Below are 21941 nucleotides of genomic sequence, written 5' to 3'. Positions count from 1 at the left end.
TCGCCCCCCAGGAAGCGGGTTCACGGCCCTTATCACACTGCCAGGCAGGTCCGGCCAGGTTTTTTCTTTACTTTCAACCGGTTCCCTTTAGAACCGACCGGAGAAAGAATCAGTACGGCCAGTTGTTGATGCGATCGGTGCTGACGGTCGTCGAACCCGACTTCGTCGAGGTCGAGCCGGCCGCGACGGCTGCAGAGCTTCCGGCTGTGACGAAAAGTACCGACAGCAGCAGCGCGGAGGTGAGCTTCTTCATGATTTGTCCTCAAGGTGAGATGGGAGCAAAAGACAAAAGCGGTCTTCTGCATTGCTATAGCAGATTCAGTCTACGAAATGTTGTTCCGCCACACCAGTCACAAACGTAACATTTTTTGACTAATTAATTCCGGGGGTCCATGCTGGCCTTCACTGGACGCTAGACTGCGCGGCGCCCACGTTGTTGGACGATGCCGTCAGGCGCCGTCCGCGAGCCGAAGGTGGTGAAGGTCCTGCAGGGAATATCAGGAGAGCAGGTCCTCCTCGAACTGCAAGCACGCAGTGCGTGGAACCAGCGGGATTACGAGCAGGCTCAGCGGATCGCCGAGCACGCGGCAGCCATGGCCGCCGAGCACAACGACGACAATGCCTGGTGGAACATGACCTTTCTGCAGGCCGAAAGCCTCCGCAAACAGGGACTCGTCAGAGAATCAGCACAGGTTGCCCGGACACTCCAGGATCACCCCATGACCGAGCAATCAGCGGCTCTCGTCGCGCGGGTGTGCACAATGACCTCGCTGGCACTGCAGGGCTCAGGCGACCTCGCTGATGCAGTAGTAGAAGCCCGTCGTGCGGCCGAGAGCGCCGCCCGCATTCCAGGGCAACAGGAACTGCACATTGAGGCACAGAATGCGTTGATCGCAGCGCTTGCCGACAGCGACCAGCTGCACGACGCCTGGACCGAATGCCTCGTCCTGGCCGATTTGCTCGAAGAAAATGCGAGCAAGCAGACCGCGGGCATGAGCTACTGGGCCATTGGCAACGTGGCATTCCTCCTCCAGCGCGTCGAAGATGGAACCAAATATCACCGCCTCGCTGCTGAGAACCTCTCACCGACCAACGACCTTGACCTGTGGGCGCGCTTCAACCGTGCTTCCGCTGCGCTGCGCCTCGCAGCGGGCGTCGTCGAGCCCGAGACCCTTGAATGCATCGACCGCGCAGAAATGGCCAGCTCAATTGTCGGGGGAAGTGAACGGGACCGGCTCGAACTGGCACTGACCCGCGCGCACTGGCTCGTACTGACCGGTCAGTTCGATGCGGCGATCGAACGACTGCGGGCAGTGACCTCCCAGGAGTCCCTGCTCGCTACCCACACCGCCGCCGAAGCCCGCTTCCTGCTGGGCCAGGCATATAACGCCCGGCATATCGAACTCGAAGCCCTGCTGAACCTCGAAGCGAGTGAGCAGCTCTTCGTCCAGTCCGGCGCCAATGACCGGGCCGCCGCCGCACGGCAGCTCATCCACCAGGTCCAGGGCGGCTGATCGAAGCGGCCGGCTCGAGCCACGGCACACCCGCCGACCGCCGTCCAGCGCTACGAATTCCCCTCTCAGCGAAGCGGACTTGCGGTTCAGGGTAGCTAGTTGTGTAGAGTCTTCTTTAAGCCCTGGCCGGGCTGGGCGTTTCCCCCCATTACTCCCACCCCGGCTGGGGCCTCTACATTTAAGCGCCGCTCCGCCGGTGACCCAATCGACTGCGGACCACCAACTCCGGCCCGGATTTTGTCGTGAGGAGCTCCGCCTGAGGGCGGGCCATGGTGCCGGTGTTGCGCGCATCCCACGGCGTGCGCTGCCATCGTGGCGAAATCATGGTCCGACGCCGTTCGGAGAGATTCCTGTCGGTGATCTCTGATATAACAAAGTTTCCGTCCTTCAATGGAGAAGTGGTGCAATGCAACGTTCGCCCCAAGGGGTGCTGCTGTTGCCGTATGGATGCTGGGGAGCATATGTCTAACTCGATCACCGGAACCTGCTCTTTCGAGCCGGAACAAAGTCCTGCCCGCAAACGTCGATGGGGCGCGGAAAGCCGCTCCGAGCCGCAAATGGTCCGCTGAATTTCGACACGGGATGGTTGGGGGACCGATGACCGACGAAATATTGCTCCACGACGACGCAGAAATGCTTGAGGCAGGCCCCGAGCCTGCCGCCGATGAACACCGGCGTGGTGAACAGACGCTTTCGCGGGATGGGATCACAGTGATCACGCTTCCCGCCGGAGAGCATGTGTCCCGGCGGCTGGCCGAATCCAGGGCGGAGGAGGCCCGTGCGCTCGCAGCGGGCGTGCCCCGACCCCTGCTGATCGATATCCGGGGCGTGAAGTCGATCGACCGCGATGCGCGCGCCGTCCTGGGCGCGGCCCAGATGTCGGCGGCGGTTGCCCTCCTGGGTGCCAGCCCGGTGGACCGCGTGCTGGGCAACTTCGTGATGGGAAGCCAGGAGCCACGATGCCCTGTGGCCTTCTTCGCATCGCGCAGCGAGGCGCTTGCATGGCTGGCGGGCTTCCTGCCGGTACCCTGAAAAAGATGAACGCCGAAAATAAGGATCCGCGGCTGGGCCAGCTGGTCGACAGTATCGTGCGCCTTTCGCGCGGCGAGTTGAGCAGCCGCATTGAGCCCTCTGAGGCAAGGGATGAAGTCGACGCGGTGATCACCGGCTTCAACCTGCTCGCCGAGGAACTCGAACAGGTCTACGACCAGTTCGAGAAGCGGGTTGAAAGCCGGACGGCGATGCTTCGCCAGGCCCACCGGGATATGAAGAAGATGGCAATGTCCGACGCCCTCACCGGCCTCGCGAACCGGGTGGCCTTAATGGAAGCCCTTGAGACCGCACTGGCCGAGGCCGCGGATGGGGCTCCCCCGCCGGCGCTGATCCTGCTTGACCTCGATTCATTCAAGAACGTCAACGACCGCTTCGGGCATGACGCGGGCGACCGCGTGCTCCAGGAGGTCGGCGTCCGGCTCAATGGTGTGGTGCGTGCGAGCGATGTCGTCGCGCGCCTCGGCGGCGACGAGTTTGCCATCCTCCTTCCAGCGGCCAGCATGGAGATCTGCATGCGCGTCGCACGCCGCGCCCTCGAAGTCCTTGGGGAGATCATCGAACTGGAGGACCTCCAGGTTCATTCGAGGGCGAGCATCGGGGTGCGGCTTGGTGATCCCCAGCAGAGCGCGGATGACCTGCTGCTCGATGCCGACACAGCCATGTACGCCGCAAAGCGAGAAGGCCGCAACATCATCAAGGTGTTCGAACCGGTGATGCAGTACTCCCGGCAGCTCCGTAGTCAGATGGCGGCGGAGCTCCGAGCCGCCGTCCGCCGTGACGAACTGGTTCTTCACTTCCAGCCGCTGGTTGAACTTGCGACAAGCCGCATCATTGGGCTTGAGGTGCTCGTGCGTTGGCAGCACCCGGTGCGCGGGCTCATCCCGCCGGACGTCTTCATCCCCCTCGCCGAGGAAATCGGAGTCATCCACGACCTCGACCGGTGGGTGATGTCGACGTCCCTACGCCACCTCGCCGAATGGCGCCGTGATCTCCAGCTCGACGACGACTTCCAGCTTCAGGTGAACCTCTCGGCTGTTGAGCTGAAGCAGCTGGACCTGGTCGACTTCGTCCGGGGCCTGCTGCGGGAAACGGGCGTCCCTGCCTCCTGCCTGGTCATTGAGATCACCGAATCGGCGATCGTGACGCGGGGCGAAGTGGAGATGTACTCGCTTCTCAGTCTGCAGCAGCTTGGCGTGGGAATCGAGATCGACGACTTCGGGACCGGCTATTCCTCAATCAGCTACCTGCGCGAGTTGCCCGTCAGTATGGTGAAGGTTGACCGCTCGCTTCTTGTCGACCTTGACACCAAACCCGGCCAGTTCGGGTTTGTCTCCGCCGTGCTTCAGCTGATCCGGGCGGCCGGACTTGAGGCTGTGTGCGAGGGCATCGAGACAAAGGAACAGGCCGACCAGCTGCGGGCCATGGGCTGCGCCAGCGGCCAGGGATACTACTTCAGCAGACCTCTGCCCATCGAGGAGATCAAGGCCCTGCTCGCTACGCACAGGTTCCTCAGCCTGCCGGCCTAGGCCTCGCGGCAACTCTCCAGCCCCGCGCGTGAAGCCCTTGGGCGGCACAACGGTGATGCTGCGCCGCCCAAGGAATGGAATCTAGACCAGCCGGGTCAGCCAGCCATGGATATCCTCGGCAGCGCCGGTCTGGATTCCCAGCAGTTGGCTGCGGATGGACATGGTCACCTCGCCGGGAAGGGCATCGGGTGCACCGATGATTTCCTCGCCGTCCTTCAGCTGCCCGATCGGGGTGATCACCGCTGCCGTGCCGCAGGCGAAGACTTCGGTGATGTCACCGGAGGCAATGCCGTCACGCCACTCGTCGAGAGTGATCTTGCGCTCGACGACATTCATGCCGCGGTCCCGGCCCAGCTGGATCACCGAGGAGCGCGTCACACCTTCGAGGATGGTGCCGGACAGCGCCGGAGTGACCAGCGAGCCGTCCTTGAACACGAAGAACACGTTCATGCCGCCGAGCTCTTCAACGGCGTTGTCATTGAACTGATCGAGGAAGAGCACCTGCTTGCAATCGTTGGCTTCCGCCTCAAGCTGGGCTGCGAGAGAGGCCGCATAGTTGCCGCCGCATTTCGCCGCGCCGGTCCCGCCCCGTCCGGCGCGGGCGAAGTTCCGGGAGACCCAGATCGAAACCGGCTTCAGCTCTCCGCCGAAGTAGTTTCCTGCAGGCGAGGCGATGACCCGGAAGGAAACCTCCCGTGCGGGCCGGACACCCAGGAACGCCTCAGTGGCAATCATGAAGGGTCGCAGGTACAGGCTTTCTCCATCACCGGTAGGGATCCAGTCACGGTCCGCTGAAACCAGCTGGCGCAGGGATTCGAGGAAGATCGGTTCCGGAAGCTGGGGAAGGGCCAGTCGAGCCGCCGACCTGTTGAGGCGTGCGGCGTTGGCGTCCGCACGGAAGGTCCAGATTGAACCATCGGCATGGCGGTAAGCCTTCATGCCCTCGAAAATCTCCTGGCCGTAGTGCAGTACGGCGGCGGCGGGGTCGAGTGCTATGGGGCCGTACGGCTCGACCCGGGCATTGCTCCAGCCACCCTCTCCATCGGCGTCGACCGAAAAGTCTACGATCGCTGTGTGGTCGGTGAAGTGGTTGCCGAACCCCGGATTGGCGAGGATGGCCTCGCGCTGCTCCACGGTCTTCGGAGTTGGAGAGAGATGCTGGGCGAACTCCAGATCGGTGGCTGTCATGATTCCTCCGCGCGTGACCTGCTCCGTGCGGAGCGGCGCTCCGGGAGGCTATTCGGTCAGTGATCAGGGCCGGCTGCTTCGCCGACGCTGGGTTAATGGTTCCTAACCACCTTAGGACAATGCGGCCGCAATCGCATCGCCCACCGCCGACGTCGTGCGCGGTTCTCCGGAGCGTCCGGCAATGTCGGCCTCAACCGCGTGCTCGATGCGTTCGGCTGCGGCATCCTGGCCCAGGTGCCGCAGCAGCAGCGCCGCCGATAGGATGGCGGCCGTAGGATCAGCCTTCTGCTGACCTGCGATGTCAGGGGCCGAGCCGTGGACCGGCTCGAACATTGAGGGGGCCGTGCGGTCCATGTTGAGGTTTCCGGAGGCCGCCAGGCCAATCCCTCCACTGATTGCCGCGGCGAGATCGGTGAGGATGTCGCCGAAGAGATTGTCTGTGACAATGACGTCGAACCGTGAGGGATCGGTTACGAGGAAGATTGTCGCCGCATCGACGTGCAGGTAGTCGTGGGTGACTTCGGGGAACTCCGCCGCGACCGCCTCCACAGTCCGCTTCCAAAGATGGCCCGCGAAGACCAGCACGTTGTGTTTGTGGACCAGGGTCAGCTTCCGGCGAGGGCGCTCGCTCGCGCGACGGAAGGCGTCCCGCACTACGCGTTCCACTCCGTGCGCTGTATTGAGCGAGACCTCGGTGGCAATCTCATGCTCCGTACCACCACGCAGGGTGCCTCCATTGCCCGCGTAGGGGCCCTCGGTGCCCTCCCGTACCACGACGAAATCGACGGCGCCGGGGGCGGCCAGTGGCGAATCCACCCCCGGGTACAGCTTGGAGGGGCGCAGATTGACGTAGTGGTCAAGTTCGAACCGCAGTTTGAGCAGCAGTTCACGCTCAATCAGCCCTGAGGGTATCCGCTTATCCCCTGGCGCCGCCCCCACCGCTCCAAAGAGGATTGCATCGTGGGCACGCAGCCGGATGAGGGTTTCCTCCGGAAGCGTCTCCCCGGTGACGAGCCAGTGCTGGGCGCCGAGGGAGTATTCGGTAAGTGCAAGTTCCACCTCATCGGGCAGTACCGCTGAGAGCACCTTCACCGCTTCCGCCGTGACTTCCGGGCCAATGCCGTCTCCGGGGATGATCGCGAGGTCGATTCGAGCAGTTGAGGCGTCCATCGACCCAGATTACGAAGTGGGCTCCCCTGCGGATAATCAGTCTCATTTTGTGAGACATCGGTGCATGGGGTCACCGGGTCCGATCACGATGCCGCTCGCACTGCACAAACAAGGACGGGCACCCTTTCGGGTGCCCGTCCCCTTAGTACTGCCTGATTCGTTCCTGCTAGATGCTAGCGTTCCGCTTCCGCTCAACGGCCCGGCCAGCCACCAGGCCCGCAGCGGTCAGGCTTGCCACGACAAGCCCTCCCAGCCATACCTGACCTGGGTCATCCGATGCCGCGGTCGCAGCCGACTGAACATTGAGGCCCTGGTTCGTACGAACCGTCCCCGTTGAAGCCGGCACGACCACTGTCCGCACCGTGACGGTGCCCGAAGTCTTCACTGGGACCGTTGTGACAGTTTTCCCTGGCACGACTGGGGCATGGGGAGCCTGCGGTACCTGAGGAGATTCTGGTGCGGAGGGAGTCTCCGGAGTTCCGGGGAGTTGCGGGCTCCCCTCGCCGGGGTTCTCACCGCCGGGGTTCTCACCGCCGGGGTTCTCACCGCCGGGGTTCTCACCGCCGGGGTTCTCACCGCCGGGGTTCTCACCGCCGGGGTTCTCACCGCCGGGGTTCTCACCGCAGTCGTCTTTGCCCTCGCCGGTGTTGTTCTCCCCGCCGTTGTTGCCCTCGCCGGTGTTGTTCTCCCCGCCGTTGTTGTCGCCGCAGCCGTTCCCGTTGCCGTTACCGGGGCCGTTCCCGTTGCCGGGGTTTTCACCGCAGTCGTCTTTGCCCTCGCCGGTGTTGTTCTCCCCGCCGTTGTTGCCCTCGCCGGTGTTGTTCTCCCCGCCGTTGTTGTCCCCGCATCCGTCACCGTTGCCGCCACCGGGGTTGTCGCCAGGGCCGTTCCCGTTGCCGTTGCCGGGGTTGTCGCCAGGACCGTTCCCGTTGCCGGGGTTGTCGCCAGGGCCGTTCCCGTTGCCGTTGCCGGGGTTGTCGCCAGGACCGTTCCCGTTGCCGGGGTTGTCGCCAGGGCCGTTCCCGTTGCCGTTGCCGGGGTTGTCGCCGGGGCCGTTCCCGTTGCCGGGGTTGTCGCCAGGGCCGTTCCCGTTGCCGGGGTTGTCGCCGCCGCCGTTGTTGTCGCCGGGGCCGTTCCCGTTGCCGGGGCCGTTCCCGTTGCCGGGGTTGTCGCCGCCGCCGTTGTTGTCGCCAGGGCCGTTCCCGTTGCCGGGGTTGTCACCGCCGCCGTTGTTGTCGTCGGGGCCGTTCCCGTTGCCGGGGTTGTCGCCGCCGCCGTTGCCGGGGTTGGTATCACCGCCGCCGCCGTTGCCGGGGTTGCTGTCACCACCGCCGCCGTTGCCGTTGCCGCCGTTGTTGTTGCCGTTGCCTCCGCCAGGATTACCAGCATTTGGCTTGCCGCCGGTTGCATTGCCTCCCTGGGCTGGAGATGCAGGAACGGTCGGCACCGCCGGAGCAGCTTCAGCCGGGGCTGCCGGAACGGCAGGAATGACGGCATCGACTGGAGTAGCCGGCACCGCTGGGACGGCAGGAGCAACAGGCGCCAACGGAGCGGCGGGCTCTGCCGGAACCACCGGAGCGGCGGGCTCCGCCGGCACCACAGGAGCGACCGGCGTTGTGGGCTGGGCGGGCGTTGCCGGCTGTACCGGTGCTCCCCCCTGGCCGCCACCGGAACAGTTTGCCCCGTTGCCCGCCGAGGCCTGTGCGCCGATGCCAGTGACGCCTGCCGAGTGGCAGGCATTATTCTGCGGAGGCGGTGCAGCGTAGGCGGGAGCGGTGGTGGCAGCGAAGGCGAAGCCTACGAGCCCGACAGTTGTAAGGATTGATTTCATGGCAGCTCTCCAACCAGATGGGGGCTTAACTGACCACTCCTGGGGGGATGAAATGCGGTGACGAATGGCGTTGCAAAAGACCGCTCGAATGCCGTGTGAGACCGACTCAAAACCTTGATGTTTCCCCAGCAGAATCATCAGTTCTTGATTACTTACTCAGGCTAGAAATGGCCCACTGGATAGTCGCGAGTGGTCAATACTCGACTGTTTTGGATGACTCCGAGTAATTACTCGAATTGCTACGCTTGCCTCGCTGAGAAGTACGTGGCGGTTCAAAAGCGCGTATCTTCAGCTTCAATGGGGTATCGATCCATCTACCCGGCGGGCTTGAGCCTGACACTTGACAGGGCTTCGGATAGTGTGAGCGCAAGCGACATGGGGAAGGGACGCCGTGAGCAAGCAAGACGTTAGCTGGGCCGGGTTCGGCGGCACAGCGGTCGTCGCATCGCCAAGCGATGAGGACGGCCAAGATCTCTGTGCCATTTTGCAGCAGGCCGGCTACGCCGCGGTCTCAGTAAGTTCAGGTTCGGCCCTCCTGGGGACCCTCCGTCAAAGCACGCCCGACATTGTTTTCCTCGACCTTCAATTGGCCGACGAAAGCAGCCGTGCACTCCTTGGCGTCCTCGAATCCGATTCCCGCTTCGCCGGACTTCCGGTCATCCTCCTCCTGCCCGACAGTGCGCCGTTGGAGCCTGGCGGGTTGCTCGAGAATCCGATCACCGATTTCGTTTTTAGGCCATATCAGGAGCGCGAGATCATTCAGCGCGCGGCGTCCGCCATCGCCCGACGCCGCCAGCACCGCGTACAGCGCGAGTCTGCGTCGCTGCTGCGCGAACGGATGCGCGAGATCTCCGCAGGCATCCGCGCCACCAACAGCCTCGAAACCATGGTCGGAAACTTCCTCGCCGGGCTCGGCCGCGCACTGGGCTCGGACTCGGTCTTCCTCCAGATTTTCCCCGACGACCGCGTGGCGGACCTGAGTTCACACTGGTCAAGTGCCGACGCTGACCCAATGGAAGTTCCTTCCCTGGCCCACTCCGGAAGGGCCAAAGCCCTAGCGCTCCGGCTGTGGGAGAGCTCCACCGGCGAACGCTTCCCTCCTGCGGAGGACTCCGCATCGGCGGGCACATCGGTCTTCGAGGATCTCGAGGACCTCTCCGGCATCACGAGCGGCGTCGTCGTCGCCCTTGGGGAGGGCACCACGCCGTTCGGGCTGGTCTGGCTGATCAATAACCACCGGCCCCTCGAGTGGACCCCGGTGGAGAATTCGCTGACCCAGCACGTGCTCGGCAACTTCGCCCACGGCCTGATCCAGGGTCAGCTGATCGCGCGGCAACAGCAGGCTGTAGAGAAACTCCGGCGCCTCAATAAGGCCAAGAGCGACTTCGTGGGAACGGTCAACCACGAACTGCGCACACCGCTCGCCTCAATGGCAGGCTACCTCGAGATGATCCTCGATGGCTCTGGCGGTCCGCTGCCCGAAGGAGCGCGGCGCATGCTCGAGACGGTCGAGCGCAACACGACCCGGCTCCGCGACCTGATCGAGAACATCACGGCCCTCTCGCCCACGCTCGACGAGCCGCACGGCCACCTCTCCGTGGACCTCGGCCATGTCGTTGCCGCAGCCGCCGGGGACCTCTCTGCCGCCGCGACGGCGAAGAACGTGGCTCTTCTCTGCCCGCCCAGCGAAGCGAGCATCCTCGTCGCCGGCCACTACGACCAGCTTAAGGAAGCAGTCGGGCTCGTCATCTCCAATGCCGTGAAGTTCACCGGCCCGGGCGGCGTGGTCGAGGTCAACACCCTCTGCCGTTCCACCGCCGGCCCGGCCGAAGTTGTCGTGCGGGACACCGGTATCGGTATCCCCGAAGCCGACATCCCCCGCCTCTTCGAGAGCTTCTTCCGTGCCTCGAATGCCACCGACGGCGCCGTCCCCGGCGCCGGGGTTGGACTGGCGATAGCGCAACGAACAGTGAACGCCCACAATGGTTCAATCACCGTCGACTCCACTGTCGGAGAAGGGACCACCGTGCGCATCGAAATGCCGCTGAAGGCTCCATCCACGGTCGCATCCCACAGCTAGCTGCCGGCATCGCCGGCGCCTTCGATTTGCACCCTGCCAAAGATCGATGAGGATGGGTATATGAACGATTACGAGCAGGCGCCTGACCGGACACGCCTCGATAAGGGAACTCTGTTCGCTTACCTCGACACCCATCTGCTGGGTGCCACGAACGGAGTCCGCCTCTTCGAAGCGGCCAGCCGTTCCTGGGACGGCACGGCAAGCGGTGCCGAGCTCGCCGAAATGGCGCGCGGCATCTCCGGAGAACGGGACACGCTCGTACGGCTCATCCACGCACTGGGACACCGCCCCGGCAGACTGAAGATGGCGGCAGCCCACACCGGCTCCCTGATTTCGTCGGTGAACCCGATCAACCTCCTGCGGCGGAGATCCGGCGAAGGAGCCCAGCTGGAGTTCGAAGCTCTCCAGTCCCTCCTGCGCGGGAAGGAAGCGCTCTGGGACACGCTGCTCTTTGTGGCTGGCACGCCCGCCGGCAGGCGCGAACCGGCGCTCGATCCCACTGAACTTGAACGGCTCCTGAAGGCCGCCCGGGAACAGCAGCAAACGGTCGCCCGGATCATGCGGGAGACGGCCGTCGAGCGGTTCTTCTCGAACTAAGGCATTGCGGCCCGGCTGCTACCCCTCGCTCGGCTCCTCGTACTTCGGGAAGATTGGCGCTGGGGCAGGAAGTTCAGTGCCCGGCAGCAGCGCCGTCGCGAGTGCCGCGAAGGCCCGCAGCGGGTCGGCGTCAGAGGTGCCCTGTCCCAGCACCGTGAGGAGCCGGGCGGCGCTCGTCGGCATCACCGGCTGGGAAAGCACTGCGACGATTCGCAGCACTTCCAGGGTCACGTAGAGAACGGTGTTCATGCGTTCTGGGTCGGTCTTGCGGAGCACCCACGGCTGCTGCTCGGCGAAGTAGGCGTTGGTGTCTCCCAGTACGGTCCACATCGCCTCCAGCGCGCGGGAAAACTCCTGCTTCTCGAAGGCCGACCGGCACGTTTCCAGGAGCGCCCCGGCGTCGGCGAGCAGCGCGGTGTCGGCCTCGGTGAAGGGACCCGGTGACGGCACGAGTCCGGCACAGTTCTTGGCAACCATCGACAGGGAGCGCTGCGCGAGGTTGCCGAAGTTGTTCGCCAGGTCCGAATTCATCCGGCCCACCACCGCCTCATGGCTGTAGGAGCCGTCCGCGCCGAAGGGAACCTCGCGCAGGAGGAAGAAACGGACCTGGTCCAGGCCGTATTGCTCCACCCAGTCCTGAGGCGCCACGGTGTTGCCCAGCGACTTGGACATCTTGACCCCCTTGTTGTGGAGGTGGCCGTGGATCATGACGCGCTTGGGCAGTTCAAGGCCGGCGGACATGAGGAACGCCGGCCAGTACACGGCATGGAAGCGCGAGATGTCCTTGCCGATGACATGGACGTCGGCGGGCCAGTACTTCCGGAACGACTCCGACTCCGTATCCGGGAACCCTGCACCGGTCAGGTAGTTGGTGAGGGCGTCCACCCAGACGTACATGACGTGCTTCTCATTTCCCGGCACCGGCACTCCCCACTCGAAGGTGGTGCGGCTGATGGAGAGGTCCTGCAGGCCGCCGCGAACGAAGCTGATGACCTCATTGAAGCGGGACTGCGGCGCGCCGAACTCGGGGTTCTTCTCGTAGAAGTCGAGGAGCCGCTGCTGGTAGGAGCCCAGCCGGAAGAAGTAGCTTTCCTCCTCGGTCCACGTGACCTCGGTGTCGGTCTCCGTGGCGTAGCGGATGCCGTCCTCGCGCAGTTCGGTCTCGTCCTCCGGCCAGAAGGCTTCGTCCCGGACGGAGTACCAGCCCGCATACTTATCCAGGTAGATGTCCCCGTTCGCTTCCATCCGGCGCCAGATCTCCGAGGCGGCCGCATAGTGGTCCTCGTCGGTGGTGCGGATGAAGCGGGTGTAGGAGATCCCGAGGGAGTCGTTCATCGCCCGGAAGGCCTTCGCGTTTCGCGTTGCCAGTTCCCGGACCGGAATGCCTTCCTTGTCCGCCGTCTGCTGCATCTTCAGCCCGTGCTCGTCGGTGCCGGTGAGGAAGCGGACGTCATAGCCGTCAAGCCGCTTGAACCGGGCCATGGCGTCGGTAGCGATCGTCTCGTAGGCGTGGCCGATGTGCGGGACGCCGTTGGGGTAGGAGATCGCCGTGGTGATGTAGAACGGAGTGTTTGAACCGGGAGAAGTCACTCTACGAAATTACCCTGTCCGCCGTCGAAACCCGATTCCGTTCCGGGTGTGCCGCGGGTGGGGCGGCTCACCGCACCGCGTCCCGGCCGAGCACGGCATGGACGCCCCACACCTCGTTGGCGATCTGCGTGACGCGCAGGTCAACCACGGTGCTCGCCAGCGCCAGGGCCTTCGTCCGATCCAGCCCGTACAGGGACTCCATCCACGTCAGCATCGCGCTCAGTGCTTCGGCGCTGGCCGCGTTCAGGTCGGAGTCGAAACCGAAGGTGATCCGGGCGGTGGGCGTGACCGCATGGATCGACTGCAGCGCTGAATCCTCCGCCAGGTCCAGCACCAGTTCCGAGGTCATGGGGCACTCGATCGCCGTACCGCCCACTTCCCCGTCCCCCTGGCGGGCGTGCCCGTCTCCCACGCAGAGCATCGCTCCGGGAACGGTCACCGGCAGGTAGAGGACCGACCCGGCGGTGAGCTCGCGGCAGTCGATATTGCCGCCGCCGGCGGCCCGCGGCGGGACTGTCGGGAAGTCCCCCGGCTCGTTGGGTGGCATGCCGACGACGCCGAGGAACGGGCTCAGCCCAACCGCATGCCCCAGCTGATTCACTCCCGTGCCCTGTTCGGGATCAAGGTCCCACAGGAGCCACTGGGGCTCGGCCTCGTCCATCCCGAGCGCACGGGCGAGGGCGTCCCGACGGTGGCCGGCGATCGTCCATCCCCAGTCCCCCGGTGTCAGGGCGGTGAAGGACACCGCAAGCACGTCACCCGGCACCGCTCCCCGGACCGCGATGGGGCCGGTCAGGCAGTGGCCCAGGCGGTCGGGGAACATCAGCGGTTTCGCCTCCCCCGGCGACGTCGGGGCCTCCAGGTGGCCCGCAGCGTCGAGGGAGGACACCACGACCGTGTCGCCCGGGTCGACCTCCAGCACGGAAGGACCCGACCGGTTGAACGACTGCAGGACCGTGCCGCGTCCGGCGGGAAGGGTGTGGACCGTCATCGGCTTCCTTTCGAAACGGCTGAAGGTCGGGCGTGCGGGGCTGGGTGTACTGCTAGGACTGCAGGTCGACCTCGCGCGCCACCGTTGCGCCGATCTCGGCCTTGACGGCGTCGAGCACGTTCTGGGGAACCGCGCTGTCCAGCGTCAGCAGGGACAGCGCCTGGCCGCCCTCCTTGTTCCGTGCCACCTGCATCCCCGCGATGTTGATGTCCTCCTCGCCAAGCAGCCGGCCGAGGGCGCCGATCACGCCCGGACGGTCGGTGTACAGCAGCACCAGAAGATGCTCGCTGATCGGAATCTCGAGGTCATACCCGTTGACGCCGACGAGCTTCTCGATCTGCTTGGGGCCGGTGAGGGTTCCGGCGACCGAGATCTGGGATCCGTCCGAGAGCGCGCCGCGGATCCGCAGGACATTGCGGTATTCCTCCGATTCCGACGTCGTCGTCAGCCGGGTGGCGATTCCCCGCTGCTCCGCGAGCACCGGGGCGTTCACGTACGACACCTGATCCGAGACGATGTCGGTGAACACACCCTTAAGCGCGGCAAGTTCAAGGGCCTTCACATCCAATGAGGCGATTTCGCCGGCGACCTCGACTTCGATCTGGGTGAGCGAGTCATGGGTCAGTGCCGTGAAGATCCGGCCGAGCTTCTCCATGAGTGGGATGCCGGGGCGGACGGCCGGGTCGATGATGCCGCCGGCGACGTTGACGGCATCGGGCACAAGCTCCCCGGCGAGGGCGAGCCGGACCGACTTCGCAACGGAGACACCTGCTTTTTCCTGGGCCTCGGCGGTTGAGGCTCCAAGGTGCGGCGTGACGACCACACTGTCGAGCTTGAAGAAGGGAAGGTCGGTGCTCGGCTCCGTGACGAACACGTCGACGGCGGCGCCGGCGATCTCGCCGCGCTCCAGCGCCGCATGGAGCGCCGGTTCGTCGATCAGACCGCCCCGTGCCACATTGACGACGTACGCGCTGTTCTTCATCTTCGCGAACGCCTCCTCGCCGAGCATGCCGACTGTCTCGGGCGTCTTGGGCATGTGGATGGTGACGAAGTCGGCCTCGGTGAGGAGCTCATCGAGGGTCACGAGCTGAACGTTCAACTGGGCGGCCCGCGCGGAGGTCACGTAGGGGTCGTAGGCGAGGATCTCTGTCCCGAATCCCTGCAGGCGCGCGGCGACGAGGGCCCCGATCCGGCCCAGGCCGATGATGCCGATCTTCTTCTCGTACAGCTCGATGCCGGAGTACCGGGAGCGCTTCCACTCCCCCGCCTTGAGCGCCGCACTGGCCTGCGGGATGTTCCGGGCGAGGCTGAGGATGTGGCCCACGGTCAGCTCCGCGGCCGAGATGATGTTCGAGGTCGGAGCATTCACCACCATGACCCCGGCGTGCGTGGCCGCCTTGATGTCCACGTTGTCCAGGCCAACCCCGGCCCTGGCGATCACCTTGAGCTTCGGCGCGGCCGCGATGGCTTCGGCGTCCATCTGGGTGGCCGAGCGGACCAGGACGGCGTCGACGTCGCCCAGGGCTGCGAGAAGCTGGGTGCGGTCGGCGCCGTCAGTGCTCCGGATCTCGAAGTCCGGGCCGAGGGCCTCGACGGTGGCGGGCGAGAGTTCTTCGGCAAGGAGAACTACGGGTTTTTCCACAGGGATTTTCCTTCACTGCTGCAATGCGGGGCGGGTGGATTGTACGGCCAGCTTAGGGTGCAGGAAAGGCCGGGCCCGCTATGTTACTCAGCAGTGAGCCCGGCCTTCGTGTCCTGATTGTTCCCCAGCGGGGGCGGGCAGCCTGGGGCTGCCCCGGCGCCTAGCGTGCGACCGAACCTTCGGTGTAGTCGTCGTTGGTCTGGATCCAGGAGAACAGCTTCCTCAGTTCCCGTCCGGTCTTCTCGATCGGGTGGTCCTCGCCCTTCTTGCGCAGGGCGGCGAACTCGGGGGCTCCGGCGTCCTGGTCATCGATGAACCGCTTGGCGAAGGCACCGCTCTGGATGTCGGCAAGCACCGCCTTCATGTTTTCCTTCACCGACGGATCGATGACGCGCGGGCCCGAGACGTAGTCACCGTACTCGGCGGTGTCGGAAACGCTCCAGCGCTGCTTGGCGATGCCGCCCTCGACCATCAGGTCGACGATGAGCTTTAGTTCGTGGAGCACCTCGAAGTAGGCGACCTCGGGCTTGTACCCGGCCTCGGTGAGGGTCTCGAAGCCGTACATGATCAGCTGCGACGCGCCGCCGCAGAGCACCGCCTGCTCGCCGAAGAGGTCGGTCTCGGTCTCCTCGGTGAAGGTGGTCTCGATGACGCCGGCCCGCGTACCGCCGATGGCCTTGGCGTAGGACAGCGCGAGCTCACGGGCCTTGCCCGAGGGATCCTGCTCGACGGCGATCAGGTCGGGGACCCCGCGCCCGGCCTCGAACTCGCGGCGCACGATGTGCCCGGGGCCCTTCGGGGCGACGAGGGCGACGTCCACGTCGGCCGGCGGCTGGATGTAGCCGTAGCGGATGTTGAAGCCGTGGCCGAAGAACAGGGCGTCGCCGGCCTGAAGGTTCGGCGCGATGTCCTCCGCGTACACGTGGCGCTGTACCTGGTCCGGGGTGAGGATCATGATGAGGTCGGCCTCGGCGGTGGCCTCGGCGACGGAGAGGACCCGGAGGCCCTCCGCCTCGGCCTTGGCACGTGACTTCGATCCTTCCTTCAGCCCGACGCGCACGTCGACGCCGGAGTCGCGCAGGCTGAGCGCGTGGGCGTGGCCCTGGCTGCCGTAGCCAATGACGGCCACGGTGCGGCCCTGGATGATGGAAAGGTCGGCATCGTCGTCGTAGAACAACTCGGTCACGTGGATATCTCCTCTAGTGGATTACCTGGAAAACTTGGTGGGTGAAAAGGGCGGTGCGGACTCAGGCGCTGCGGAGCGCCCGGTCGCTCATCGACTTCGCCCCGCGGCTGATCGCGAGGGTGCCGGACTGGACGATCTCCCGCACCCCGAACGGCTCGAGCACCGACAGGAGGGCGCTGAGCTTTTCGGGGGTGCCGGTGGCCTCGATGATCAACGAGTCGGTGGAGACGTCGACGACGGAGGCCCGGAACAGGTCGGCGGCCTGGGTGACCTGCAGCCTGGTTGAGGCATCGGCGCGCACCTTGACCAGGATGTGGTCGCGCTGCACCGACTGTTCGGAGGTGAGCTCGACAATCTTGATGACATTGATGAGCTTGTTCAACTGTTTGGTGACCTGCTCGAGCAGGTCACCTTCCGCCTCGACCACGACGGTCATCCTGGACATACCGGGAATCTCGGTGGGGCCGACCGCGAGGGAGTTGATGTTGAAGGCGCGGCGGGCGAAAAGGCTCGCGACGCGGGTCAGGACGCCGGGGACGTCCTCGACGAGTACTGAGAGCGTGTGACGGGTCATGGCTAGTCCTCCTGCTCCCAGACGGGGGTCATGTTGCGGGCGATCTGGATGAGGTCGTTGCTCACTCCGGAGGGCACCATCGGCCACACCATCGAATCGCGGCTTACGACGAAGTCGACGACGACGGGCCGGTCGTTGATTGCGAGGGCCTGCTGGATGGTGGCGTCGATGTCCTCGTCACGCTCGCAGCGGAGGCCGGCGCACCCGTAGGCGTCGGCGAGCTTGACGAAATCCGGGACGCGGACGGTGTCGTGCCCGGTGTTCAGGTCGGTGTTGGAGTACCGGCCCTCGTAGAACAGGGTCTGCCACTGCCGGACCATGCCGAGCGATGAGTTGTTGATGACGGCGACCTTGATCGGGATGTTGTTGATGACGCAGGTCGCGAGTTCCTGGTTGGTCATCTGGAAGCAGCCGTCGCCGTCGATGGCCCAGACCACCCGGTCGGGGTTGCCGACCTTGGCCCCCATGGCGGCCGGAACCGAGTAGCCCATGGTGCCGAGCCCGCCCGAGTTCAGCCAGGCGTGCGGGCGTTCGTACTGGATGAACTGGGCGGCCCACATCTGGTGCTGGCCAACGCCCGCAACATAGACCCCCTCGGGGCCGGTGAGCTCACCGATGCGCTTGATCACCTGCTGGGGCGCCGAGAGTCCGTCGTCGGGCTGGGCGAAGCCGATGGGGTACGTCTCGCGGAGCCGGTTGATGGTGTTCCACCAGGCCGAGGTGTCCGGGGCTGCCCCGCCGTCAAACTGCTCGCGGACGGCGGAGACAAGTTCGGGAATGATCTCCTTGACCGATCCCACGATGGGCACGTCGGCGGTGCGGTTCTTGGAGATTTCCGCGGGGTCGATGTCCGCGTGGATGACCTTGGCGCCCGGCGCGAAGCTGGAGAGCACTCCGGTGACCCGGTCATCGAAGCGCGCGCCCAGGGTGATCAGCAGGTCGGACTGCTGCACTGCGGTGACGGCCGAGACGGAGCCGTGCATGCCTGGCATCCCGACGTGCTGGGGATGGGAATCCGGGAATACACCGCGGGCCATGAGCGTGGTGACGACCGGCGCGCCGACCAGTTCGGCCAGCTCCTTCAGCTCCGCGGCGGCGTGGGCCTTGATGACTCCGCCACCGACGTAGAAGACCGGGCGGGTGGAACCGGCGATCAGGCGGGCGGCCTCGCGGACCTGCTTGGAGTGACCGCGCACCACGGTGCGGTAGCCGGGGATGTCGATCTTCGGCGGCCAGGAGAAGGTCATCTTGCCCTGCTGGGCATCCTTGGCGATATCGACGAGCACTGGTCCAGGGCGGCCGGTCGAGGCGATGTGGAAGGCCTCGGCGAGCACGCGGGGAATGTCGTTGGCGTTGGTGACCAGGTACGAGTGTTTGGTGATCGGCATGGTGATGCCGACGATGTCCGCCTCCTGGAAGGCGTCCGAGCCGATGACGGCGCTCGCGACCTGACCGGTGATGGCGACGAGGGGCACCGAATCCATGTGCGCGTCCGCGATGGCGGTGACGAGGTTCGTTGCGCCGGGACCCGAGGTGGCGATGCAGACTCCCGGGCGGCCGGTGACCATGGCATAGCCCTGGGCGGCGTGCCCAGCGCCCTGCTCATGCCGGACGAGGATATGTCGGAGCTTCGTGGAGGCCATCAGCGGGTCGTAGGTCGGCAGAATGGCTCCGCCGGGAAGTCCGAAGATGTCGTCGACGCCGAGCTCTTCAAGGGACCGGACGATCGCCGAGGAGCCAAGCATTTCGGTGGGGGGCACAACGTTGTTGGGCCCCCGGACTGCGCTTACCTGCACCGGCTGGGCGGTGTCCCTGCCCGGGGCTGCAGGAGCGGCCGGCCTTGCTGCCATCAGCGCCGGGCTGATGGGCGATCCCTTGGACATCTGAAACTTCCTTCGGAACGTGTACTGCATTGACGTGCTGGACAGTTGGTGCGCGATTTGTCCTGTGGAAACAAAAAACCCCTCCGCCTGGTGGGCTGGTGAGGGGTTGCGCGTGACGTAGGGTCTACCGGTCGGGCTTTAGGCCACGCGCTTGGTAAGGACGACGATTACGTTCACTGACTGCATATTTGAAGTGTCCTCGTACGGGTTGTGCAGTGTCAACAGCACTCCCCCGTGTCTCACATGCTGGACAAAGCGTCCAGTTAGTGGACACTAACTGATTCGGAAAGCCGTGCGCCCGGGGTGCATAGCTGGCGACAGAGGCACAAACCCAGCCCGCGCAATAAGGCGCTGAACCGAGGGCCCAAAGGTGCCATGCGCTTCAGCGCGTGGCTGGTGAGGAAGGCAGGAGGCCGGCCACCCACAATAAGGGTAGAAACCGAGGGGCCCCTAAGCCCGCGCGCTTAGCGCGCGGCGGCGACAGAGGCACCGAGCCAACTACCCACAATAAGGCGATGAACCGAGGGCCCCAAGGTGCCATGCGCTTCAGCGCGTGGCTGGTGAGGAAGGCAGGAGGCCGGCCACCCACAATAAGGGTAGAAACCGAGGGGCCCCTAAGCCTGCGCGCTTAGCGCGCGGCGGCGACAGAGGCACCGAGCCAACTACCCACAATAAGGCGATGAACCGAGGGCCCCAAGGTGCCATGCGCTTCAGCGCGTGGCACCTTGGGAGGTTCTAGCCGCAGTAAGCCCCCTCGGAGGCCGAGTGCACCAGCTTCGCGTACTTGGCCAGGACGCCCTTGGTGTAACGGGCCGGCAGCGGCTCCCATCCGACCTTGCGGGCTTCCAGCTCGGCCTCGTCAACGAGCAGGTCGAAGCTCTTGTTGGGGATGTCGACGCGGATGCGGTCGCCGTCGCGGATGAATGCGATCGGTCCGCCGTCCACGGCTTCGGGGGCCACGTGCCCGATGCACAGGCCGGTGGTGCCGCCGGAGAAGCGCCCGTCGGTGACCAGGAGGACATCCTTGCCGAGCCCTGCGCCCTTGATCGCCCCGGTGATGGCGAGCATCTCGCGCATGCCAGGGCCGCCCTTGGGTCCCTCGTAGCGGATGACGACGACGTCGCCGGCCTTGATGGTGCCTTCGGCGAGGGCGGCGAGGGCCCCCTGCTCGCGTTCGAATACGCGGGCCGTTCCCTCGAAGATGGAGGCGTCGAACCCTGCGGTCTTCACCACGGCGCCTTCGGGGGCGAGGGATCCCTTGAGGATGCTGATGCCGCCGGTCTTGTGGACGGGGTTGTCCATGGCCCGGAGGATCTTGCCGTCGAGGTCCGGCGGGTTGATCTCCGCGAGGTTCTCGGCAACGGTCTTGCCGGTGACGGTCAGGGCGTCGCCGTGGATGAGCCCGGCGTCGAGCAGTGCACGCATGATCACGGGAACGCCGCCGACCCGGTCGACGTCGGTCATGACGTACCGGCCGAAGGGCTTGAGGTCGCCCAAGTGGGGAATCCGGTCGCCGATGCGGTTGAAGTCGTCGAGGGTGAGGTCTACCTCGGCCTCGCGGGCAATGGCGAGGAGGTGCAGGACGGCGTTGGTCGAGCCGCCGAAGGCCATGGTGACGGCGATGGCGTTCTCGAAGGCCTTGCGGGTCATGATGTCCCGGGCGGTGATGCCGAGACGCAGCAGGTTCACGACGGCCTCGCCGGACTGGCGGGCGAAGTGGTCGCGGCGGCGGTCCGCCGAGGGCGGGGCGGCGGAGCCGGGCAGGGACATGCCGAGAGCCTCGCCGATGCAGGCCATGGTGTTCGCGGTGTACATGCCGCCGCAGGCACCCTCACCGGGGCAGATCGCCTTCTCGATGCGGGTGAGGTCCCCCACCGACATCTTCCCGGCGGCGCAGGCGCCGACGGCTTCGAACGCGTCGATCAGGGTGACTTCCTTCTCGGTGCCGTCCTCGAGCTTGACCCAGCCGGGCATGATCGTCCCGGCGTACAGGAACACGCTGGCCAGGTCGAGGCGGGCCGCAGCCATGAGCATCCCGGGCAGGGACTTGTCGCAGCCGGCGAGGAGGACCGAGCCGTCGATGCGCTCGGCTTCCATGACCGTCTCGACCGAGTCGGCGATGACCTCACGCGAGACGAGGGAGAAGTGCATGCCCTCGTGGCCCATGGAGATGCCGTCGGAGACGGAGATGGTGCCGAACTGCATAGGGAACCCGCCACCTGCGTGCACGCCCTCCTTGGCTCCCTGGGCGAGCCGGTTGAGTGAGAGGTTGCAGGGGGTGATCTCGTTCCAGGAACTGGCAACGCCGATCTGGGGCTTGACGAAGTCGTCGTCGCCCATGCCGACGGCCCGCAGCATTCCGCGCGCCGGCGCCCGCTCGATTCCATCGGTTACCGCACGGCTTCTTGGCTTGATGTCAGGGGTAGTCACGGTCATGCCTGAAAGTCTATGGGTAACCGTCGCGGCTTTCTGTTTTCTATTTCCGGGCTGTTACCGCCCGGCGGTTCGAACCTGCCCAACCTCCAGTTGGAAGGGTCCCTCCGGTACAATCGGCCGCAGTGGGCGAGCGCCCGCGGGCCGTGGGGGTTCGATGCCGCGGCCGACCCACCAGCCGGCACCCTAACTCCTTGGCGGAACATGACGTCCGAGCCTGCATCGTCTCCAGAGCATCTTTCCGGCGGCCAGGGGCTGAAGAACGCCCTCCGCCGGATCTTCGACTCGCAGATCCCGAACTACGGCGCCTACAACCTCGTCTTTGCCGCACCGGAGGAACCCGAAGAACCGGAGCAGGGGGAGCCTCCCGCGCCGGACGGGACGTCCTACGTGCTCGGCTACCGCTGGAAGCCGGCCGAACTGATGATTGCGCCTGTCCGGGTCGCGGACCTCAGTGGCGCAGGGTCCCCGGTGGAAATAAATATGACGAACCTGGCGCATGCGACCATGTGGGACGACAACACCTACGAGGTCGGCACCAGCACGGGGAAGGTCTTCCGGTTCGCCGTGGAGGACCAACCCGTACTCGATGTCGGTCCGGGCAACGGCATCGTCCTCGAGCAGGACGTCGACCGGATCGATTTCGACGCCTTCATGGAGGCCTTCATCGGGCTCGCCTAGCC

The 21941-nt window shown here is 65.5% G+C and carries 17 protein-coding genes; 6 read left to right on the top strand and 11 right to left on the bottom strand.

Going from position 1 to position 21941, the window contains the following annotated elements; translation table 11 throughout:
- Window positions 1-109 precede the first annotated feature (109 nt).
- Complete coding sequence (locus GVV86_RS12130) at window positions 110-253, bottom strand: hypothetical protein (protein ID WP_159802954.1); 144 nt, start codon at window positions 251-253, stop codon at window positions 110-112.
- Between the two features lie 190 nt (window positions 254-443).
- Here GVV86_RS12130 and GVV86_RS12125 point away from each other — a divergent pair, with 190 nt between their 5' ends.
- The 3 genes from GVV86_RS12125 (at window position 444) to GVV86_RS12115 (ending at window position 4093) form a co-directional block, all read left to right on the top strand.
- On the top strand, window positions 444-1514 hold the full coding sequence (locus GVV86_RS12125) for a hypothetical protein (protein WP_246669971.1): 1071 nt from the start codon (window positions 444-446) through the stop codon (window positions 1512-1514).
- Between the two features lie 597 nt (window positions 1515-2111).
- A complete protein-coding gene (locus tag GVV86_RS12120; protein WP_159618354.1) occupies window positions 2112-2546 on the top strand; it encodes a DUF7793 family protein in 435 nt (144 codons plus the stop codon).
- Window positions 2547-2551: 5 nt separating this feature from the next.
- Complete coding sequence (locus GVV86_RS12115; protein ID WP_159618356.1) at window positions 2552-4093, top strand: putative bifunctional diguanylate cyclase/phosphodiesterase; 1542 nt, start codon at window positions 2552-2554, stop codon at window positions 4091-4093.
- An 81-nt stretch (window positions 4094-4174) separates the two neighbouring features.
- Here the strand turns inward: GVV86_RS12115 and GVV86_RS12110 are convergent, their stop codons facing one another.
- The 3 genes from GVV86_RS12110 to GVV86_RS12100 form a co-directional block, all read right to left on the bottom strand.
- Window positions 4175-5281, bottom strand: coding sequence for a branched-chain amino acid aminotransferase (locus tag GVV86_RS12110; protein ID WP_159618358.1), 1107 nt, complete (start codon window positions 5279-5281; stop codon window positions 4175-4177).
- Window positions 5282-5392: 111 nt separating this feature from the next.
- On the bottom strand, window positions 5393-6451 hold the full coding sequence (locus GVV86_RS12105) for a 3-isopropylmalate dehydrogenase (RefSeq protein WP_159618360.1): 1059 nt from the start codon (window positions 6449-6451) through the stop codon (window positions 5393-5395).
- A 166-nt stretch (window positions 6452-6617) separates the two neighbouring features.
- Window positions 6618-7898, bottom strand: a complete 1281-nt coding sequence (locus GVV86_RS12100) for a hypothetical protein (protein WP_159802953.1) — start codon at window positions 7896-7898, stop codon at window positions 6618-6620.
- Between the two features lie 775 nt (window positions 7899-8673).
- On the opposite strand from GVV86_RS12100, the gene GVV86_RS12095 reads away from it, so the two are divergent.
- Window positions 8674-10362, top strand: a complete 1689-nt coding sequence (locus GVV86_RS12095) for an ATP-binding protein (RefSeq protein ID WP_159802952.1) — start codon at window positions 8674-8676, stop codon at window positions 10360-10362.
- A gap of 60 nt (window positions 10363-10422) precedes the next feature.
- On the top strand, window positions 10423-10959 hold the full coding sequence (locus GVV86_RS12090) for a hypothetical protein (protein WP_159618366.1): 537 nt from the start codon (window positions 10423-10425) through the stop codon (window positions 10957-10959).
- Between the two features lie 18 nt (window positions 10960-10977).
- Here GVV86_RS12090 and metG read toward each other — a convergent pair whose 3' ends face one another.
- The 7 genes from metG to ilvD all read right to left on the bottom strand — a co-directional run bounded on the left by metG (window position 10978) and on the right by ilvD (window position 21261).
- Window positions 10978-12549, bottom strand: a complete 1572-nt coding sequence (gene metG, locus GVV86_RS12085; protein ID WP_159618368.1) for a methionine--tRNA ligase — start codon at window positions 12547-12549, stop codon at window positions 10978-10980.
- Window positions 12550-12616: 67 nt separating this feature from the next.
- Window positions 12617-13540, bottom strand: a complete 924-nt coding sequence (locus GVV86_RS12080; protein ID WP_159802951.1) for an acetamidase/formamidase family protein — start codon at window positions 13538-13540, stop codon at window positions 12617-12619.
- Between the two features lie 52 nt (window positions 13541-13592).
- Entirely contained in the window at window positions 13593-15182 is a 1590-nt protein-coding gene (gene serA, locus GVV86_RS12075; protein ID WP_159618372.1) for a phosphoglycerate dehydrogenase, read from the bottom strand.
- Window positions 15183-15342: 160 nt separating this feature from the next.
- Complete coding sequence (ilvC, locus tag GVV86_RS12070) at window positions 15343-16368, bottom strand: ketol-acid reductoisomerase (protein ID WP_120165273.1); 1026 nt, start codon at window positions 16366-16368, stop codon at window positions 15343-15345.
- Between the two features lie 61 nt (window positions 16369-16429).
- A complete protein-coding gene (gene ilvN / locus GVV86_RS12065) occupies window positions 16430-16942 on the bottom strand; it encodes an acetolactate synthase small subunit (RefSeq protein WP_159618374.1) in 513 nt (170 codons plus the stop codon).
- A 2-nt stretch (window positions 16943-16944) separates the two neighbouring features.
- The gene (locus GVV86_RS12060) at window positions 16945-18825 is read right to left on the bottom strand and encodes an acetolactate synthase large subunit (protein WP_159802950.1); all 1881 of its coding nucleotides are present in this window, start codon (window positions 18823-18825) and stop codon (window positions 16945-16947) included.
- A gap of 735 nt (window positions 18826-19560) precedes the next feature.
- Window positions 19561-21261, bottom strand: a complete 1701-nt coding sequence (gene ilvD / locus GVV86_RS12055; RefSeq protein WP_159618378.1) for a dihydroxy-acid dehydratase — start codon at window positions 21259-21261, stop codon at window positions 19561-19563.
- Window positions 21262-21462: 201 nt separating this feature from the next.
- Between ilvD and GVV86_RS12050 the strand changes: the two genes are divergently transcribed.
- Entirely contained in the window at window positions 21463-21939 is a 477-nt protein-coding gene (locus GVV86_RS12050; protein WP_159802949.1) for a hypothetical protein, read from the top strand.
- Window positions 21940-21941: the final 2 nt, after the last annotated feature.

Origin of the sequence: Arthrobacter zhaoguopingii (assembly GCF_009828595.1) — a bacterium.
Taxonomy (GTDB): Bacteria; Actinomycetota; Actinomycetes; order Actinomycetales; family Micrococcaceae; genus Arthrobacter_D; species Arthrobacter_D zhaoguopingii.
The sequence above is the reverse complement of the archived record's forward strand: the minus strand, read 5'-3'. Positions and strand labels throughout refer to the sequence as shown.

Excerpts from the sequence above, each read along its gene's own strand:
- GVV86_RS12130 (WP_159802954.1), bottom strand. The coding sequence starts at position 253 with ATGAAGAAGCTCACCTCCGCGCTGCTGCTGTCGGTACTTTTCGTCACA.
- GVV86_RS12125 (WP_246669971.1), top strand. The coding sequence starts at position 444 with ATGCCGTCAGGCGCCGTCCGCGAGCCGAAGGTGGTGAAGGTCCTGCAG.
- GVV86_RS12120 (WP_159618354.1), top strand. The coding sequence starts at position 2,112 with ATGACCGACGAAATATTGCTCCACGACGACGCAGAAATGCTTGAGGCA.
- GVV86_RS12115 (WP_159618356.1), top strand. The coding sequence starts at position 2,552 with ATGAACGCCGAAAATAAGGATCCGCGGCTGGGCCAGCTGGTCGACAGT.
- GVV86_RS12110 (WP_159618358.1), bottom strand. The coding sequence starts at position 5,281 with ATGACAGCCACCGATCTGGAGTTCGCCCAGCATCTCTCTCCAACTCCG.
- GVV86_RS12105 (WP_159618360.1), bottom strand. The coding sequence starts at position 6,451 with ATGGACGCCTCAACTGCTCGAATCGACCTCGCGATCATCCCCGGAGAC.
- GVV86_RS12090 (WP_159618366.1), top strand. The coding sequence starts at position 10,423 with ATGAACGATTACGAGCAGGCGCCTGACCGGACACGCCTCGATAAGGGA.
- GVV86_RS12080 (WP_159802951.1), bottom strand. The coding sequence starts at position 13,540 with ATGACGGTCCACACCCTTCCCGCCGGACGCGGCACGGTCCTGCAGTCG.
- ilvN (WP_159618374.1), bottom strand. The coding sequence starts at position 16,942 with ATGACCCGTCACACGCTCTCAGTACTCGTCGAGGACGTCCCCGGCGTC.
- GVV86_RS12060 (WP_159802950.1), bottom strand. The coding sequence starts at position 18,825 with ATGTCCAAGGGATCGCCCATCAGCCCGGCGCTGATGGCAGCAAGGCCG.
- ilvD (WP_159618378.1), bottom strand. The coding sequence starts at position 21,261 with ATGACCGTGACTACCCCTGACATCAAGCCAAGAAGCCGTGCGGTAACC.
- GVV86_RS12050 (WP_159802949.1), top strand. The coding sequence starts at position 21,463 with ATGACGTCCGAGCCTGCATCGTCTCCAGAGCATCTTTCCGGCGGCCAG.